A 13,228-nucleotide genomic window follows, 5' to 3' on the forward strand; every position below is an offset into this window, starting at 1 on the left:
GGGATGGTCCCGATCGCAAGCTTCCGCGTCGTCTCTTGAGGAGCCCGGCGCGGAAGCCCGCTATAAGCTTAGTCCTTCTCGGGGGCGATCGCTTCGAGGCCGCCGATATGCTTCTGTGCGTAGAGCGGCAGGCCGATCTGCTTGATCAACTCGAGCTGGGTCTCGAGGAAGTCGATATGGCCTTCCTCGTCCTCGGCGAGATCCTCGAACAGGCGCTCGGAGACACGATCATTGATCGATTCGCAGTACTTCGCGGCTTCGAGATACAGGCTACGCGCGCCATTCTCGGCGGCGAGGTCGCACTCGATGATCTCTTGCACATTTTGGCCGATTCGCAGCGGCTCCAGCTCCTGCAGGTTCGGGAAGCCGTCGAGGAATAGGATCCGGTCGACGAACCGGTCGGCATGATTCATTTCCTCGATCGATTCCTTGCGCCAGAACTTGGCAAGATCGATATATCCCCAGTCATTGAGCATCCGGAAGTGCAGCCAATACTGACTAACTGCAGTCAGCTCGCTCTTTAGGCCGCGATTCAGGTACTCGATGACCTTGGTGTCGCCCTTCATGCCCCCGTACTCCTTACAACTATTCTAGCGGGGAGGCATTGGCGTCACGCCGTGATCCCATCCTCCGCAGTTTGGAACAGAACCAAACTGCAAGCGCTGGCGCAAGTCGTGGAGCATTCATGGCTGCCCTGATCGGCTGAGGCTTCTCTCAGCGCGTCGCGCATGATTTCCCGGATGGTCCTGGCGCAGCGTCCGCATTTCGGGCTGCAGCCGAGACAGGCATAGACCTGCGCCGGCGTGCGGGGACAACCCGGGCCGGGCGACAGGCAGCTGCGAACAGCGCCATCGGACAGGACGTTGCAAGAACAGACGATCATGCGCGCTGCAGAACCCGTCTTCCTCGAGCCCGACCCGAACCTGTCGGGCAAGGCAATTCGGACCCACCAGATTAGAACGACTGAAAACTAGAAGACTTTTCAACGTCTTACTGGTCATCGGGGAAATGGCACCCAAGCCGGCCTGGGTCAAGGCAGCGCGATTTACAGGGCCACGATTGGCTCGTCGGCTCGTCAGTCTGTCTGCTCAGCGGGCGAGTTCGCGTAGCCCAAGTCGAATCAACACCTTGGCCTCGGCCCCTTCCCCGGCCCCTTTGAGCGCCGCCGCGATGGCGGAGGCGGCTTGCACCTGGGGATAGCCGAGATTGACCAGCGCCGAGATCGCGTCGGCCACCGGCTGAGGCGCGGCGCCCTCTTCCACGGCTCCGGTGAGCGCAATCAGGGCCGGGTCCACCGGCGCGAAGGCCGGCGCCTTGTCCTTCAGCTCGGCAGTGAGCCGTGCCGCGAGCCGCGGCCCTACGCCGGGCGCCCGACTGATGGTGCCCTTGTCGCCGGTGGCGATGGCGCTCGCGAGCGCGTCGGGCTCCAGCACCGAAAGGATTGCCAGTGCCACACGCGAGCCCACGCCCTGCACGGTCTGAAGCAGCCGGAACCATTCCCGCTCGGCATCGGAGCGGAAGCCGTAGAGCCGGATCATGTCTTCGCGAACGTAGGTCTCGATCGACAGGTCCGCCGGCTCGCCCACTTTGGGCATGCGCTGGAGCGTCCGCGCCGAGCAATGCGCGATGTAGCCGACGCCGGAAACGTCGAGGATCACGAAATCCTCCCCGAACGAATCCACCACGCCCCTGAGCTTGCCGATCATTCTGTGCCCGTCCGCTGTCGGGGCGATGCCTATAGAAGCCCGGGCGCCTCCGCCAGACACGCTTGAGCCGGGAGACACTTCATGAAATCAGGGGGCCGCGACGGCCAGGCTTAGATGGGGATCCAAGCCGGCCGAACGAGCGGGGAAACGACCATGCGCGCGCCCATACTCGCTATGATCGGCCTCCTGTGCCTCGGTCCCGCCTGGGCGGCGGACGATTTGCCTGCGGCGGCGCCGAGCAAGGACCCCACCCAGGTTCGGCCGGGCGCCTACGTCCTCGATCCGGATCACGGCAAGGTCACGTGGTCGGTGAGCCATCTCGGCTATTCGACCTATTACGGCCAGTTCAGCGGCTTGACCGGCAAGCTCGACCTCGACCCGAAGGCACCAGACAAGAGTCGCCTGGAGGTCAGCGTGCCGCTCGGGGGCGTCATCACCGGCAGCGCGCGCCTGAACGAACACCTGGCGGCGCCGGATTTCTTCGACACGGCCAAGTTCCCGACCGCCACCTTCACGGCCACCGCAGTGGAGCCGACCAGCCCGACCACCGCGCGGATCACCGGCGACCTGACCCTGCGCGGGGTTACCCGGCCTCTGGCGATCGACGCCACGTTCAACCAGGCTGGCATCCACCCCGTGGATCAGCGCTACACCGTGGGCTTCGACGGGCGCGCCGTGGTGAAGCGCTCGGATTTCGGCGTGAACGCCTTCCTGCCGGCGCTGGGCGACGAGGTGTCCCTGCGCATCGAGGGCGAGTTCAAGGCAGCCCCCTAGAACCCCGTGCCAGAGTATCGGCCCGACAGCTTGGCACGATCGCAGAGGCGTTGAGATGGCGCAGGCGCGCCAGCCGGTATAGGCAGCGCGGGCCGTGCCCGCGCTGCGGACTGGTCATCCGATCTGGCTGGACCTGTGGCGGGTGGCGCGCCGATCGTAGCCATGGAGGTTGAGCGTTGCGCGGTGCTTGGCTGATCTGGGTTCTGGTGCTGGCGGGTCCGGCCTCCGCGCAAACGCCCGCGCCGCCCGCACCCTCCCCGCTCGACAATTATGCCGAGGCGGCGGCGACCACCATCATCGCCGAGCAGGCCTGTCCGGGCGTTCAGGTGAAGGCCGGGCAGCTGACGACCCTGCGGCTCGCCACCAAGGTCGCGGCAGCGCAGGAAGCCGTTCTGCAGGAGAAACTGCGGACACGGGCCACGGAGGTTCGCCAGCAGCTCGCCGCCGACGGGCGGGCGGCGTGGTGCGCGCAGGCGCTCGCCGCGTTCGGCCCCCAGGGTAGCGTCGCCAAGGGTATTCTCGCCACCGGCGCGCCGATCCGCTGACCCTGTTCAGGATTGACACGAAGCCACCCCGCCCCTACTGAGCCAGCCTGGCGCGCGGCCTCCTCGACGAGGTCCGCGCGTTTCGCGTTGTCCGGGTCCGCCCGTGCAATGACTTCAAACAAGAAGCCGGTCCAGGGGCAGCCGCCCCGGAGGCCGTTCGAGAACACGAGAGCAACGATGTTCGCAGTCATCAAGACGGGCGGCAAGCAGTACCGCGTCGCCGCCAACGACACCATCACCATCGCCACCCTGCCGGGCGAGGCCGGTGAAACCGTGACCTTCGGTGAGGTCCTCCTGTTCGCCGACGGTGCGGGCGCGACGCAGGTCGGTGCGCCGACCCTGTCGGGCATCAGCGTCACGGGCGAGATCGTGAGCCACGGTCGCGACAAGAAGGTCATCGCCTTCAAGAAGCGCCGCCGCCAGAACTCGCGCCGCAAGCGCGGTCACCGCCAGCACCACACCGTGGTGCGCATCACCGGCATTTCCGCGTGATCGAGCGCGGGCCTCAGGCGAGACCCGCGATCCGCGCGACCCACACGCATTCGGAGCAGATCCCATGGCACACAAGAAAGCAGGCGGCTCGTCCCGCAACGGCCGCGATTCGGAAGGCCGGCGCCTCGGCGTGAAGAAGTTCGGCTCGGAAGCCGTGATTCCGGGCAACATCATCGTGCGCCAGCGCGGCACCAAATGGCATCCCGGCAGCAATGTCGGCATGGGCAAGGACCATACGCTGTTCGCGCTGGTACCGGGCCATGTCCGCTTCGAGACGCGCCGCGGGCGCGCCTTCGTGGCCGTAACCCCGCTGGCCCTGGCCGCGGAATAACAGGCGGGCGCCCGAGCGGCGAAGCTGGCGTCCCGCCCGGTGTCCCACACCGGACCGGAGACGTCGATGCCGAGCCCCTGACGGGACGGATCGGACGGAACACCGGGGAGGATGGGGCACCATCCTCCCCTTCGTCGTCTTGAGGCGGTGCCCCGGAGCCGGGAGCGCCGCCCTGCGAGGGCACGATGTTCCCCGATCTCACCCGCGACGACGTTTTCCGGATCGAGACGCGTCGGCTCTGGCTGCGCTGGCCGACGGCGAAGGACAAGGACGCGATCCTCAAGCTGGCGGGGGACCGCTCCGTTGCCGAGATGCTGGCCGGGGTTCCCCACCCGCTGCCACCCGCCGTGGTGGAGACCTTCGTCCTGCAGGCCAGGGCCGAGAACACAGCTGGCGCTGCCCTGACGCTGGCTCTGGCACGGCGCTCGGCCCCGACGAGCTTGATCGGCGTGATCAGCATTCATCCCGGAACCACCGCCGCGCCGGAACTCGGATACTGGCTTGGCCAGCCTCATTGGGGCGCAGGCCTGATGCGTGAGGCCGTGCACGCCCTATGCGATGCCTTCTTCGCCTATGCAGGCGGGACGGACCTTGCTTCCTCGGCGCGGACCATGAACCCGGCCTCCCGACGCGTGCTGGAGGCTTGCGGTTTCGCGCGGACCGGCACCGCCACGAAGCCGTTCCCGGCCCGGGGCGGCGACCTGCCCGTGGACCTGTTCCACTTGGATCGGGCGCGGTGGCAGGCGCGCGCCGCTGTGGCGGCATTGACGGAAGCCGCCTGAGCAGGCGGTTTCGAGGTCGGCGATGGCCGGTACTCGCCAACTGAACGACGGTGCGGGTCGCGGATCCGCATCCGAGCGCGTCGTCCCGAAGGGCTTCGGACTTTCGGCAAAACACGATGCCACCTAGATTCTTAGAGCATCGATTCGGATCCGGCATTCGGGACGATGCTCGAAAAGGGATAAAGCCGTGAAATTCCTCGACGAAGCCAAAGTCTATGTCCGCTCCGGTGACGGCGGTCCCGGCTGCGTCGCGTTCCGGCGCGAGAAATTCATCGAGTTCGGCGGCCCGAACGGTGGCGATGGTGGCCGCGGCGGCGATGTCTGGGTGGAATGCGTCGACGGCCTCAACACCCTGATCGACTATCGCTACCAGCAGCATTTCAAGGCCAAGAAGGGCGAGCACGGCATGGGCTCGAACTGCCACGGCGCCAACGGATCCGACGTGGTGCTGAAGGTGCCGGCCGGCACGCAGATCTTCGCCGAGGATGGCGAAATCCTGATCGCCGACCTCACCGAGGTCGGCCAGAAGATCCGGCTGGCCAAGGGCGGCAATGGCGGCTTCGGCAACGCCTACTTCACCACCTCCACCAACCGCGCCCCGAAACACGCCAATCCGGGCTTGGAAGGCCAGGAGATGTGGATCTGGCTGCGCCTCAAGCTGATCGCCGATGCCGGCCTTGTCGGCCTGCCGAATGCCGGCAAATCGACCTTTCTGGCGAGCGTCACGGCGGCCAAGCCGAAGATCGCCGACTACCCGTTCACGACTCTGCATCCGGGCCTGGGGGTCGTGCGCTCGGACAACCGCGAATTCGTGCTCGCCGACATTCCCGGCCTGATCGAGGGCGCCCACGAGGGCGTCGGTCTGGGCGACAAGTTCCTGGCCCATGTCGAGCGCTGCCGGGTGTTGCTCCACCTCGTCGACGGCACCACCGAGCATGCCGGCAAGACCTACAAGCTGGTCCGCGGCGAGATCGAGGCCTACGGCAATGGCCTGGCCGACAAGCCCGAAATCGTCGCGCTCTCGAAGGCCGATGCGCTGGATGCCGAGACCTTGAAGAGCCAGGTCGCCAAGCTGAAGCGCGCCGCCGGCCGGGCGCCGCTGGTCCTGTCCTCGGCGAGCCGCAAGGGTGTCCCGGAGGCGCTGCGTGCGATCCAGATCGAGATCGACGCCAGCGCCGCGGCGGACGCGGAGGCGCAGCCGGCGGTGGCTTGGCAGCCGTGAGTCACGGGGCGACGACCCGGCACTAGTCTGGCGGCGGCGCGCGGTCGGCGGGCCGGACGAGACGTCGGCCAGCCGATTTCCGCGCGGGATTGCGCTTCGTCCAAACGCTGTTCATTCGCGCGGACTTCGTCCAAACCGCACCGCGTCACCAGTCTCGGCGAAGAATTATGATCCCGGCCCTCGAAGAATTTCGCCGCGTCGTCATCAAGGTCGGATCGGCCTTGCTGGTCGATCGCAATGCCGGCCGGCTGCGCCATGCCTGGTTGGCGGCTCTGGCCGAGGACATCGCTGAGTTGCATAGCCGGGGCGTCGACGTGCTGGTCGTGTCCTCGGGCAGCATCGCGCTGGGGCGGACGGTGCTCGGCCTGCCGCCCGGGATTTTGCGGCTGGAGGAGAGCCAGGGCGCGGCCTCGGTCGGCCAGATCACCCTGGCGCGGCACTGGGCGGAGGCGCTCGGGCATCACGGCATCGTGGCGGGGCAGATCCTGGTGACCCCGCAGGACACCGAGGAGCGCCGCCGCTACCTCAACGCCCGGGCTACCGTGCTGAAGCTCTTGGAGATGCGCGCCGTCCCGGTGGTCAACGAGAACGATACGGTGGCAACCTCGGAGATTCGCTACGGCGACAACGACCGGCTCGCCGCCCGGGTCGCCACGATGATCGACGCCGACGTGCTGGTGCTGTTCTCGGATATCGACGGGCTCTATACCGCGCCGCCCCAATCCGACCCGGAGGCGCGCCACCTGCCGGTGGTGGAGCGCATCACCCCGGAGATCGAGGCGATGGCCGGCGGGCCGGCCTCGGAGCTGTCCCGGGGCGGCATGCGCACGAAGGTGGAAGCCGCCAAGATCGCGGCGTCCGGGGGCACCCACCTCGTCATCGCGGACGGGCGGGGCAAGAACCCCCTGAAGGCGGTGCGCGAGGGCGCGCGCTGCACCTGGTTCCTCTCCGGCTCCACGCCCACCGCGGCGCGCAAGACCTGGATCGCCGGCTCCCTGGAGCCGCGGGGAACGCTGACCATCGATGCCGGCGCCGCCAAGGCCCTGCTGGGGGGCGCCAGCCTGTTGCCGGTGGGCGTCCGGGCGATCGAGGGCAGCTTCTCCCGGGGCGACGCCGTGATGATCCGCGATCCCGAGGGGCGGGTGCTCGGCCGCGGCCTCGTGGCCTACGACAACGCCGAGGCGGCGCTGATCATCGGTCATCCGAGCGCGCGCATCCCCGAACTGCTGAACTATCCCGGCCGCGCCTGGATGGTGCATCGGGATGATCTGGCATTGTTCTAGATCGGATTGACGCCGATCATTATAAATCCAGTCGTCGCTCACGCGATCTCTATCGCGATCGGCTGTCCAGCACTCTTGTAGGCCCATTGCCCGATGTGCAAATACAGCTTCACCCCCTGTCGGGCCGGCTTCTGCGGCCCTCGAACATCGAGGACGCCAGCGTGCCCGTCCTGAACCTGAGATCGGATCTCGCCGCGGCCGACACCTTGTCGGAGCAGATGGCAGCGATCGGCCGTCGGGCGCGTGTCGCGGCCCGGCGCATGGCGCTCGCCTCGGCCCAGACCAAGGACCAGGCGTTGCGGTTCATCGCCGAGCGCCTGCGGGCGAATGCCGAGGAGATCCTGCGCGAGAACGCCCGCGATGTCGCCGCCGCCCGCCAGGCCGGGCAGAGCGCCGCTCTGGTCGATCGGCTCGCCCTCGATGCCGGCCGGGTCGCGGCCATCGCGGATTCCGTCGACAAGGTCGGCTCCCTGGCCGATCCCGTCGGGCGCCAGCTCGCTGCGATCGAGCGGCCGAACGGTCTGCTGATCGAGCGGATCGCCGTGCCGCTCGGCGTGATCGGCGTCATCTTCGAGAGCCGGCCGAACGTCACCGCGGATGCCGGAGCACTCTGCCTCAAGGCCGGCAACGCCGCGATCCTGCGCGCCGGCTCGGACAGCCACCGCAGCGCCCTGGCCATCGCCAAGGCAATGAGCGAGGGCTTGGCCGAGGCGGGCCTGCCCGCCGACGCGATCCAGCTGGTGCCGACCCGGGACCGCGCCGCGGTCGGGCTGATGCTCGGCGGCCTCGACGGCTGCGTCGACGTGATCGTGCCCCGGGGCGGGCGCGGCCTCGTGGAGCGCGTCCAGGCCGAGGCCCGGGTGCCGGTCTTCGCCCATCTCGACGGCGTCAACCACGTCTACGTGGCCGCCGCGGCGGATCTCGACATGGCGCTGGCCGTGCTGCTCAACAGCAAGATGCGCCGGACCAGCGTCTGCGGCGCCGCCGAGACCCTGCTGGTCGACCGCGCCTGCGCGGCGACCCATCTCGCGCCCCTGATCCGCACCCTGCTCGATGTCGGCTGCGCCGTGCGCGGCGATGCCGAGGTCCAGGCGGTGGATCCCCGGGTGACGGCCGTCTCGGAGGATGACTGGCACACGGAATATCTCGATGCGATCATCGCGGCCCGGGTGGTCGACGGCATCGATGCGGCGATCGAGCATATCGAGACCTACGGCTCGCACCACACCGATGCGATCATCACGGCCGACCGCGCCGAAGCGACACGCTTCCTCGCGGAGGTCGATTCGGCGATCGTCACTCACAACGCCTCGACCCAGTTCGCCGATGGCGGGGAGTTCGGATTCGGCGCCGAGATCGGCATCGCCACGGGCCGCATGCATGCCCGCGGCCCGGTGGGCGTCGAGCAGCTGACCACCTTCAAGTACCGGGTCCACGGCAGCGGCCAGATCCGCCCGTGATCCCACGCGAAGTCCCGGCGTGCGGCTGACCCTGCCGCCGAGCGCCCCCGGCATGCGGATCGGCCTCTACGGCGGATCCTTCAACCCCGCCCATCATGGCCACCGCCACGTCACCGTGACGGCGTTGCGCCGGCTCGGGCTCGACCGGGTGTGGTGGCTGGTGAGCCCCGGCAACCCGCTCAAGAGCCGGATCGCGCTGCCTTCCGTGGAGGCGCGCTGCGCGCAGGCCCGGGAGATCGCCCGGCACCCGCGCATCGCGGTGACCGGGATCGAGGCGGCGTTGGGCGTGCGCTTCACGGTGCAGACCCTGCGCTACCTGACCCGTCGCTGCCCCAGGGTGCAGTTCGTCTGGATTATGGGGGCGGATTCGCTCGGGAATTTCCACCGCTGGAAAGGATGTGCCGAGATTGCCACCCTGGTTCCGATCGCCATCATCGATCGGCCCGGCTTCACGATGACGCCGCTGAGCGCCCGGGCCGCGCAACGGCTCGCCGGAGCCCGGGTGCCCGAGGCAGCCGCGCACACCCTGCCGATGCGACGGCCGCCGGCCTGGGTCTTCCTCCATGGGCCTCGATCGCCCCTGTCCTCCACCGAGATTCGCAACGGCCGGCACCGCGCTTAGGCCCCTCCGCACGCGACGCAGTTGCAATCGCGGCCCGATACCGCCAATTTCATATCGGTTCGCGTGTCCGAAGAGGGCGGCGCGACATCACGAGGAATCAGGACGCTGCCCGAGACCATCCGCACGGAGACCATCCGCACCAATACCCCCGTTCCGGAAGAGCCCGGGATGGCCCGCTCGGACGACCTGAAGGCGCTCGCTCTCTCGTGCCTCGACGAGATGAAGGCCGAGCAGACGATCGCGATCGACCTCGCGGGCAAGACCTCCCTCGCCGACACGATGATCATCGCGTCCGGCCGGTCGCAGCGCCATGTCGGCTCGATCGCCGACAAGTTCATCCAGGAAATGAAGAACCGCGGCTACGGCAACGCCCGGGTCGAGGGCATGCCGGCCTGCGACTGGGTGCTGATCGATGCGGGCGACGTGCTCGTTCACATCTTCCGCCCGGAAGTGCGCGGCTTCTACAACCTCGAGAAGATGTGGGGCGCTGACCGCCCGGTCGGCCTGGCGGCAGACTAGCGGTCCGCCGACCCAAGCCGTCATTGCGAGCGTAGCGAAGCAACCCAGGGCAGCGCGCGATCCCAGGATGTATCGCCTCACTGGGTTGCTTCGCTGCGCTCGCAATGACGGTGAGGCAACATCCGACTCGACACAGCAAGAGACCCCTCCCCCGTGCGCCTCGTCCTGGCAGCCATCGGCCGGTTGAAGGCCGGCCCGGAGCGCGAGCTCGCGTCACGATACCGCGAACGGGCGGCGCAGCTCGGACGCGGCCTCGGCTTTCCCGCCTGCGACAGCGTGGAGATCGTCGAATCCCGCTCCCGTCGGGCGCCAGACCGCTGCGCCGAGGAGGCCAACGCCCTGCTCGCACATCTGCCGCCAGGCGGGGTGCTGGTGGCCTATGACGAACGCGGGCGCTCGGATATCGCCAGCGAGGCCCTGGCCGAACGCGTCGCCGGCTGGCGCGATGCCGGGCGGCCGGCCCTGATGGTGGCGATCGGCGGTCCTGACGGCCTCGATGCCTCAATTCGGACGAAGGCGGAGCTGATTCTGTCCTTCGGGGCCGCCACCCTGCCCCACGGACTCGTTCGCGTGCTCGCCCTGGAACAGATCTATCGCAGCCTGACCATCCTGGCCGGCCACCCGTATCACCGCGGCGAGCCGGGCTGAGGCATCGTGCGGTTCGATCGCCTCGCCAGTACCGTCCGACAGCGTTCAACCCGATGCGCGCTTGTGCTGATTGCCCTGGCCTGCGCGGCCGGGCCGTCGCGGGCCGAGGACCCGGCTCCCAATACCGACGCGGAAAAAATCCAACGCACCACCGAGGAGCGCGAGCGGCGGGCCGAAAACCTGAAGCGGGTTCAGGACGCGCTGGCCGCCAGCGCCGGCCAGCGGGCGCAGTTCGAGAGCGAGATCGCCGCCATCGGCTCGGACCGGGCCAAGCTCGACAGCGCGCTCCTCGATGCCGGACGCCAGGCGCAGGCCACCGAGGATCGGCTGAGCCGCCTGGAGGAACGCCTAAAGGCGATGACCGAGAGCGAGGCCGCGATCCGGCGCTCGCTGCATGCCCGCCGGGGCATCGTCGCCGAGATCCTGGCGGCGCTCCAGCGGATGGGCCGTCGGCCGCCGCCGGCCGTGCTGGTCAGCCCGGAGGACGTGCTCGCGGTGATCCGCACCTCGATGCTGCTCGGCGCCGTGGTGCCCGAGCTGCGCGGCGAGGTCGACACCCTGGCGGCCGATCTCGCCGAGATGATCCGCCTGCGCGGCCTGATCGCCCAGGACAAGGAGGGGCTGGCCAACGACCTCGCCGGCTGGGCGCGCGAGCAGCAGCGCCTCCAGGCCCTCGTCACCGCCCGTCGCGCCCGGCAGGCGGATGTCGAGAGCGGCCTGACCGCGGAGCGCAAGCGCGCCGCCGAGCTCGGCGCCCAGGCGAAATCCCTGAAGGACCTGCTCGACCGCACCGAGGCGGAGGTCGCAGCATCCAAGCGGTCCGCCGAGGAGGCCAAGGCCGCGGCCGAGCGCGAGGCGCGGGTGACGCAGGAGCGTTTCGCCGCGGCGGGCTTCCGGGATCCGGCGCGGCTCGCGCCCAAAGTGCATTTCGCGGAGGCGCGGGGCGAAGTGCCGCGGCCCGTGAGCGGGCGGCTGGCGCGGGGCTTCAACCAGCCCGATGGCAATGGCGGGACCACCCGCGGCGTCTCCTTCACGACCCGTCCGAAGGCGCTGGTGTCATCGCCGGCCGATGGCTGGGTGCAGTTCGCCGGGCCGTTCCGGTCCTATGGGCGTCTCTTGATCATCAACGCCGGCGATGGCTACTATCTTCTGCTGGCGGGGATGGATCAGATTAGCGTAGAGGTCGGCCAGTTCGTTCTTGCGGGGGAACCCGTGGGCAGCATGGGCGAGGGTAGCGCGGGCCCGCCCGGGTCCGATGGCGAGCCGACCCTCTACGTCGAGTTCAAGAAGGATGGCGGCTCCGTCGATCCGGAGCCGTGGTGGGCGAAGAGCCCCAGTGACAAGATACTTGGCGAGAAGGTTCGCGGCTGATGCGCAAGACATCCCTGATCATGCTCGGCGCCTTCCTGGGTGCCGGCACCTCCATGGTGGCGACCCAGACCGACTTCCTGTCGGGACCGCGGGCGGTCGCCGCTTCGGCCGAGACCTACCGCCAGCTCAGCCTGTTCGGCGACGTTTTCGAGAAGGTCCGCACCGACTACGTCGAGAAGCCGGACGAGTCGAAGATGATCGAGGCAGCCGTCAACGGCATGCTGACCTCGCTCGACCCGCATTCGAGCTACATGGACGCCAAGGCGTTCCGTGACATGCAGACCACCACCCGCGGCGAGTTTGGCGGGCTGGGCATCGAGGTCACCATGGAGGACGGCCTGATCAAGGTCGTCACCCCGATCGACGACACCCCGGCCGCCAAGGCGGGCCTGCTCGCCAACGACATCATCACCCAGATCGACGACGACCAGGTCCAGGGCCTGACCCTGAACCAGGCGGTCGACAAGATGCGCGGCCCGGTGAACTCGGCCGTGAAGCTCAAGATCTCCCGCAAGGAGTCGAAGGACCCGATCGACGTCACGCTCACCCGCGACGTGATCAAGATCAAGCCGGTGCGCTCGAAGGTCGAGGGCGGCGACGTCGCCTATATCCGCCTGACCCAGTTCAACGAGCAGACCTTCGACGGCATGCGGGCGGCGATCGAGAAGCTCTCGGGCGAGATCGGCGCCGACAAGCTCAAGGGCTACGTGGTCGACCTGCGCAACAACCCGGGCGGCCTGCTCGACCAGGCCGTGATGGTCTCGGACGGCTTCCTCGACCGCGGCGAGATCGTCTCCACCCGCGGCCGCAACCCGGACGAGACCCAGCGGTTCTCGGCCAAGGCCGGCGACCTGACCAAGGGCAAGCCGGTGGTCGTGCTGGTCAACGGCGGCTCGGCCTCGGCCTCGGAGATCGTGGCCGGCGCCCTGCAGGATCACAAGCGCGCGACGATCATGGGCACGCGCTCCTTCGGCAAGGGCTCCGTCCAGTCGATCATCCCGCTCGGCGGCTCGGGCGCCCTGCGGCTGACCACGGCGCGCTACTACACGCCGTCGGGCCGCTCGATCCAGGCGAAGGGTATCGAGCCGGATATCGAGGTGCTGCAGGACGTGCCCGACGAGCTGAAGGGCAAGGACGAGACCAAGGGTGAGGCCGGCCTCAAGGGTCACCTGAAGCAGAAGGATACCGACGAGCGCGGCGGCTCCTCCGCCTACATCCCGCCGGACCCGGCCAAGGACAAGCAGCTCCTGTCGGCGATCGACTTCCTGCACGGCATCCAGAAGGGCGCCGCCAACGGCACCCCGGCTCCGCAGCAGCAGAAGCCCAGCCTGCCGAACTGAGTTCGTCATCCACGACCCGCGTCCCAGAAGAACCCCGTCCGGCAGGCCTGCCGGGCAGGGTTTTTCATGGCCGATCGAGCCGTTAGCGGAAGATTAACCATACCGGCCGGCAATGATCGCTGGGATTCGCGCC

Annotated in this window: 16 protein-coding genes; 13 read left to right on the top strand and 3 right to left on the bottom strand. The window is 68.5% G+C overall.

The annotated features are described in order from the left end of the window. Positions 1 to 68: 68 nt before the first annotated feature. The 3 genes from bfr to ruvA form a co-directional block, all read right to left on the bottom strand. Positions 69 to 566, bottom strand: a complete 498-nt coding sequence (bfr, locus tag MKK65_RS05265; RefSeq protein WP_058190194.1) for a bacterioferritin — start codon at positions 564 to 566, stop codon at positions 69 to 71. A 44-nt stretch (positions 567 to 610) separates the two neighbouring features. Continuing rightward, positions 611 to 883 carry a bacterioferritin-associated ferredoxin gene (locus tag MKK65_RS05270; RefSeq protein ID WP_243956055.1) on the bottom strand — a complete coding sequence of 91 codons (273 nt, stop codon included), beginning with the start codon at positions 881 to 883 and terminating at the stop codon, positions 611 to 613. A gap of 205 nt (positions 884 to 1,088) precedes the next feature. Beyond that, complete coding sequence (gene ruvA, locus MKK65_RS05275) at positions 1,089 to 1,706, bottom strand: Holliday junction branch migration protein RuvA (RefSeq protein WP_058190193.1); 618 nt, start codon at positions 1,704 to 1,706, stop codon at positions 1,089 to 1,091. 153 nt (positions 1,707 to 1,859) lie between these two features. Between ruvA and MKK65_RS05280 the strand changes: the two genes are divergently transcribed. The 13 genes from MKK65_RS05280 to MKK65_RS05340 all read left to right on the top strand — a co-directional run bounded on the left by MKK65_RS05280 (position 1,860) and on the right by MKK65_RS05340 (position 13,095). Next, positions 1,860 to 2,480, top strand: coding sequence for a YceI family protein (locus MKK65_RS05280; RefSeq protein ID WP_243956057.1), 621 nt, complete (start codon positions 1,860 to 1,862; stop codon positions 2,478 to 2,480). A 176-nt stretch (positions 2,481 to 2,656) separates the two neighbouring features. After that, positions 2,657 to 3,025: a hypothetical protein gene (locus MKK65_RS05285; protein ID WP_243956059.1), complete on the top strand. Its 369-nt coding sequence runs from the start codon at positions 2,657 to 2,659 to the stop codon at positions 3,023 to 3,025. 177 nt (positions 3,026 to 3,202) lie between these two features. Beyond that, a complete protein-coding gene (gene rplU, locus MKK65_RS05290; RefSeq protein WP_007568206.1) occupies positions 3,203 to 3,517 on the top strand; it encodes a 50S ribosomal protein L21 in 315 nt (104 codons plus the stop codon). A gap of 64 nt (positions 3,518 to 3,581) precedes the next feature. Beyond that, positions 3,582 to 3,848 carry a 50S ribosomal protein L27 gene (gene rpmA, locus MKK65_RS05295; protein ID WP_058190190.1) on the top strand — a complete coding sequence of 89 codons (267 nt, stop codon included), beginning with the start codon at positions 3,582 to 3,584 and terminating at the stop codon, positions 3,846 to 3,848. 185 nt (positions 3,849 to 4,033) lie between these two features. Further along, positions 4,034 to 4,630: a GNAT family N-acetyltransferase gene (locus MKK65_RS05300; protein ID WP_243956061.1), complete on the top strand. Its 597-nt coding sequence runs from the start codon at positions 4,034 to 4,036 to the stop codon at positions 4,628 to 4,630. Between the two features lie 187 nt (positions 4,631 to 4,817). Further along, the gene (obgE, locus tag MKK65_RS05305) at positions 4,818 to 5,852 is read left to right on the top strand and encodes a GTPase ObgE (protein WP_243956063.1); all 1,035 of its coding nucleotides are present in this window, start codon (positions 4,818 to 4,820) and stop codon (positions 5,850 to 5,852) included. A 167-nt stretch (positions 5,853 to 6,019) separates the two neighbouring features. After that, a complete protein-coding gene (gene proB, locus MKK65_RS05310; protein WP_058190187.1) occupies positions 6,020 to 7,135 on the top strand; it encodes a glutamate 5-kinase in 1,116 nt (371 codons plus the stop codon). 161 nt (positions 7,136 to 7,296) lie between these two features. Continuing rightward, entirely contained in the window at positions 7,297 to 8,595 is a 1,299-nt protein-coding gene (locus MKK65_RS05315) for a glutamate-5-semialdehyde dehydrogenase (protein ID WP_243956064.1), read from the top strand. Positions 8,596 to 8,614: 19 nt separating this feature from the next. Further along, positions 8,615 to 9,217 carry a nicotinate-nucleotide adenylyltransferase gene (locus tag MKK65_RS05320; protein ID WP_313902022.1) on the top strand — a complete coding sequence of 201 codons (603 nt, stop codon included), beginning with the start codon at positions 8,615 to 8,617 and terminating at the stop codon, positions 9,215 to 9,217. 168 nt (positions 9,218 to 9,385) lie between these two features. Then, the gene (gene rsfS, locus MKK65_RS05325; RefSeq protein ID WP_243956066.1) at positions 9,386 to 9,736 is read left to right on the top strand and encodes a ribosome silencing factor; all 351 of its coding nucleotides are present in this window, start codon (positions 9,386 to 9,388) and stop codon (positions 9,734 to 9,736) included. A 153-nt stretch (positions 9,737 to 9,889) separates the two neighbouring features. After that, on the top strand, positions 9,890 to 10,384 hold the full coding sequence (rlmH, locus tag MKK65_RS05330) for a 23S rRNA (pseudouridine(1915)-N(3))-methyltransferase RlmH (protein WP_058190185.1): 495 nt from the start codon (positions 9,890 to 9,892) through the stop codon (positions 10,382 to 10,384). Between the two features lie 63 nt (positions 10,385 to 10,447). After that, positions 10,448 to 11,755 carry a murein hydrolase activator EnvC family protein gene (locus tag MKK65_RS05335; RefSeq protein WP_243956068.1) on the top strand — a complete coding sequence of 436 codons (1,308 nt, stop codon included), beginning with the start codon at positions 10,448 to 10,450 and terminating at the stop codon, positions 11,753 to 11,755. Then, the gene (locus tag MKK65_RS05340) at positions 11,755 to 13,095 is read left to right on the top strand and encodes a S41 family peptidase (RefSeq protein WP_058190183.1); all 1,341 of its coding nucleotides are present in this window, start codon (positions 11,755 to 11,757) and stop codon (positions 13,093 to 13,095) included. Before MKK65_RS05335 ends, MKK65_RS05340 begins: the two co-directional genes overlap by 1 nt. Positions 13,096 to 13,228: the final 133 nt, after the last annotated feature.

Source organism: Methylobacterium sp. J-001 (assembly GCF_022829565.1).
Classification (GTDB): Bacteria; Pseudomonadota; Alphaproteobacteria; order Rhizobiales; family Beijerinckiaceae; genus Methylobacterium.

Coding starts and splice junctions, on each gene's coding strand:
- rplU (WP_007568206.1), top strand. CDS start 3,203: ATGTTCGCAGTCATCAAGACGGGCGGCAAGCAGTACCGCGTCGCCGCC.
- proB (WP_058190187.1), top strand. CDS start 6,020: ATGATCCCGGCCCTCGAAGAATTTCGCCGCGTCGTCATCAAGGTCGGA.
- MKK65_RS05340 (WP_058190183.1), top strand. CDS start 11,755: ATGCGCAAGACATCCCTGATCATGCTCGGCGCCTTCCTGGGTGCCGGC.
- MKK65_RS05280 (WP_243956057.1), top strand. CDS start 1,860: ATGCGCGCGCCCATACTCGCTATGATCGGCCTCCTGTGCCTCGGTCCC.
- MKK65_RS05270 (WP_243956055.1), bottom strand. CDS start 883: ATGATCGTCTGTTCTTGCAACGTCCTGTCCGATGGCGCTGTTCGCAGC.
- rsfS (WP_243956066.1), top strand. CDS start 9,386: ATGGCCCGCTCGGACGACCTGAAGGCGCTCGCTCTCTCGTGCCTCGAC.
- bfr (WP_058190194.1), bottom strand. CDS start 566: ATGAAGGGCGACACCAAGGTCATCGAGTACCTGAATCGCGGCCTAAAG.
- rpmA (WP_058190190.1), top strand. CDS start 3,582: ATGGCACACAAGAAAGCAGGCGGCTCGTCCCGCAACGGCCGCGATTCG.
- ruvA (WP_058190193.1), bottom strand. CDS start 1,706: ATGATCGGCAAGCTCAGGGGCGTGGTGGATTCGTTCGGGGAGGATTTC.
- MKK65_RS05300 (WP_243956061.1), top strand. CDS start 4,034: ATGTTCCCCGATCTCACCCGCGACGACGTTTTCCGGATCGAGACGCGT.